4 protein-coding genes are annotated in these 3,394 nt (G+C 65.5%); all 4 read right to left on the bottom strand.

Annotation, left to right across the window (positions count from 1 at the left end):
• A partial coding sequence (locus tag EN964_RS29310; RefSeq protein WP_245490699.1) for an FGGY family carbohydrate kinase occupies positions 1–430 on the bottom strand: 430 nt, incomplete at its 3' end.
• Between the two features lie 160 nt (positions 431–590).
• Complete coding sequence (locus EN964_RS29305; protein WP_127272381.1) at positions 591–1,319, bottom strand: SDR family oxidoreductase; 729 nt, start codon at positions 1,317–1,319, stop codon at positions 591–593.
• Positions 1,320–1,341: 22 nt separating this feature from the next.
• Positions 1,342–2,601, bottom strand: a complete 1,260-nt coding sequence (locus EN964_RS29300) for a sugar ABC transporter permease (protein WP_127272382.1) — start codon at positions 2,599–2,601, stop codon at positions 1,342–1,344.
• A partial coding sequence (locus EN964_RS29295; protein ID WP_164776067.1) for an ATP-binding cassette domain-containing protein occupies positions 2,598–3,394 on the bottom strand: 797 nt, incomplete at its 5' end. The genes EN964_RS29295 and EN964_RS29300, both read right to left, overlap by 4 nt.

Here is a 3,394-nt window from a genome sequence, read left to right as displayed (position 1 = left end):
GTTTCGGCGTTTCCATCTCCGGCGAGATGACGCCGCCGACATAGTTCAGCACCGCCTCGCCGCTACGGTTGATGCGGCGCGTCTGCTCGACCGCGCGATGATCCATCCAGACGATGATGTTGCGTTCCGAATTGCCGGATCTGCTCACCGGCAGCGGCACGCCGCCCTCGCCCAGCACCACCAGCGAACAAGTGGCGTCGAACCCGATGCCGGCGATCGCCTCGGGTGCCACGCCCGATTGAGCGACCGCTTCCCGCGTGGCCGCGCACACCGCCCGCCAGATGTCGTTGCTCGACTGCTCGACAATGTCGCCGGCCTCGCGCCAGGCCTCGATATCGCGCTTGGCAGAGGCGAGCATGTTTCCAGTGTGGTCGAACACCCCGGCCCGCGCGCTGCCGGTGCCGACGTCGATGCCGAGGAAATTAGGCATGGGGGAAACCTTCGGTTCAGGGCAGTAGGCAGTAGGCAGTAGGCAGTAGGAGATTAGCGAGTTGGGATAGGGAGCAAGAAGCGTTTTCGACAGCAAGGTCGTGCCTTTATCTTCCCCCTACTGCCTACTGCCTACTGCCTATTCCCTATTCCTCACCCACTCACAAATCATTGCTCTGCGGCAAAATCACCAGATCGCGGATCGTCACGTTGCGCGGGCGGGTCAGCATGAACATCACCGCTTCGGCCACCTCGCGCGGCTGCATCAGGCCGCCGGCGGCGAGTTCTTCCTCGAGCTTGGCCTTCGGCCAGTCGTCGACCAGCGCCGTCACCACCGGGCCGGGCGCCACCGCACCGACGCGCAGGCCGTGCTTGGCGACCTGCCGGCGCACCGTGTGGACGAAGGCCTGCACGGCGTGCTTGGAGGCCGTGTAGATCGGCTCCCAGACCACAGGAACCAGTCCGGCAATCGAACTGGTGACGATGACGTCGCCCGTCTTGCGCTCGATCATGTGCGGCAGCACCGCCTGGATCGAACGGAAGCAGGCATTGATGTTGAGGTTGAGCATCCGGTCCCAGGCGTCGGGATCGCCGGTCGCCACCTCGCCGCCGACATAGGCGCCGGCATTGGCATGGAAGATGTCGAGTTGGCCGACCTTCTCCAGAATCTGCGGCATCATGGTGGCGACGCTGGCCGGCTGCATCAGGTCGATGACCAGCGGGATCGCCTTGGGGCCGAGTTCGGCGCACAGTTTGTTCAGCGTCGCCTCGGCGCGGTCGACCAGCACCACGGTGGCGCCGGCCGCCAGCATATGCCTGGCGCATTCGAGGCCGATGCCTGATGCCGCGCCGGTGACGGCGGCAACTTTTCCGGACAGTTCTTCGCTCATGTCTTGCTTCCTGTTGATGGGTTCAGGCCCGGCCATGGGAGACACGCGAGCGGCGTGCCAGCGAGTCGACGATGACCGCGATGGCAAGCACGGCGCCGGTGATCATGTACCGAAGCGACGAGGACAGATCGAGCAGCGTCAGGCCGCTGGCGATCGACTGGATGACGATGATGCCGAGCAGCGCCGAATACGCACTGCCGCGACCGCCGAACAGGCTGGTGCCGCCGATGACGGCTGCCGCGATGGCGTTGAGGTTGACGTCGCCGGTGCCGGCCTGCTGGCTGGCCGAGGCCAGGCGGGCCGCCGACAGCACGCCGCCGAAAGCGGCCAGCATCGAGCACAGCACGAAGGCGCTCGAATAGATCAGCCGCACATTGATGCCGGCGCGCCTTGCCGCCTCGCGGTTACCGCCGACCGCCGACATCGAGCGGCCCCATTTGGTCCGCGTCAGCGCGTAATGCATCGATATGACCAGGCCGACGAACAGGCCGAACATCCACGGAATGCCGCGCGCCTGGTTGAGATAGAAGACGATGAGTTCGAGAATGACCGTGATCACCACCGCCCGTATAACCAGGCCGCCGGTCGACGGCGCCGACAGATTGGCGGCGCGGCGGCGCGTAACGGTGCGCAGGCCGGTGACCAGCATGACGATGCCGGGCACGGCCGCCAGGGCGAACGAAACAAATTTCGGCATCATCAGCAGCTGGCCGAAATTCACCAGGTTCGAGCCGTAGGGCAGATTGATCGAGCCGGTCGAGCCGAGAATGTAGAGCTGCAGGCCAAGCACCGCCAGCAGACCGGCCAGCGTCGAGACGAAGCTCGGCATGCCCAGCCGGTTGAACAGCAGCGCGTAGAGTGCGCCGATAAAGCCGCCGACGGCGACAGCGGCCAGAATGGCGAGCGCCACCGGCCAGCCCTGGTTGACCCACAGCGTGCCGACCATCGCCGAGGCAAAGCCGCTGATCGAACCGACAGACAGGTCGATTTCGCCGACCATCAAGACGCAGACGATGCCGAGCGCGATGACGCCCACGGTGGAGCAATCGAACAGCAGATTGACCAGATTGCTTGATGATAGGAAGATCGGGTTGATGCTGGCAAACACCGTCCAGATGATGACCAGCCCGACGATCACCGGCAGCGAGCCGAGATCGCCCGAGCGGACCCGGTCGAAGAACCTGCGGATGGCGCCGCCGATCCCCGCCTCATGCTTGACGCGCACGTCGGCGCGGTCGAGCTGCGGCGGCACGGGGGCCGTCTGTTGCACGTCGCGGCTCATGGGCGTGGCTCCTGCGTTTGATCCTGTCGCGCCATTTGAGTCTGCTGGGTTTGGCGCCGCTCGGCGCGCCGCGACACCGAATTGTTCGACGCGCCGGTGATGGCGCTGACCAGTTCCTGGTTCGAGGCGTCGGGCGAGAAGATGCCATTGTTGCGGCCAAGCCGCAGCACGACGATGCGGTCGGCGACGGCGCGCACGTCTTCCATATTGTGGCTGATGATGACGACGCCGAGACCGCGGTCGCGCACCCGCTCGATCAGGTTGAGGACTTCCGCCGTCTGCGCCACGCCAAGTGCCGCCGTCGGCTCGTCGAGCAGGATGAGCTTGGGTTCGAGCAGCAGCGAGCGGGCGATCGCCACCGTCTGGCGCTGGCCGCCCGACAGCGAAGCGACCACTTCGCGCACGCTTGGGATGCGCGCCGATAGCTCGTTGAGCAGCGTCCAGGCGCGCACTTCCATCGCCACCTCGTCCAGCCGCAGCGGGTTGAGCTCACGACCGAGAAAGATGTTGGCGACGATGTCGAGGTTCTCGCACAGCGCCAGGTCCTGGAACACGGTGGCTATGCCGAGCGTCAGCGCCGCACTTGGATCTGCAAGCGTCACCTGCTTGCCGCGAAAACTTATCGTGCCTGAGCTCGGCTGATGCACGCCGGCCAGGATCTTGACCAGGGTCGACTTGCCGGCGCCATTGTCGCCGACCAGCGCCACCACCTCGCCGGCATGGACATCGAGATCGATGTCGGTGAGCGCCGAAACGGCGCCGAAATTCTTCGAAACGCCGCGCAGGCTGAGCA

This window comes from Mesorhizobium sp. M7A.F.Ca.CA.001.10.2.1 (genome assembly GCF_003998575.1).
Taxonomy (GTDB): domain Bacteria; phylum Pseudomonadota; class Alphaproteobacteria; order Rhizobiales; family Rhizobiaceae; genus Mesorhizobium.
Note: the sequence above shows the minus strand (reverse complement) of the source record. Positions and strands in the feature narration are given on the sequence as shown.

Excerpts from the sequence above, each read along its gene's own strand:
- EN964_RS29305 (WP_127272381.1), bottom strand. The coding sequence starts at position 1,319 with ATGAGCGAAGAACTGTCCGGAAAAGTTGCCGCCGTCACCGGCGCGGCA.
- EN964_RS29300 (WP_127272382.1), bottom strand. The coding sequence starts at position 2,601 with ATGAGCCGCGACGTGCAACAGACGGCCCCCGTGCCGCCGCAGCTCGAC.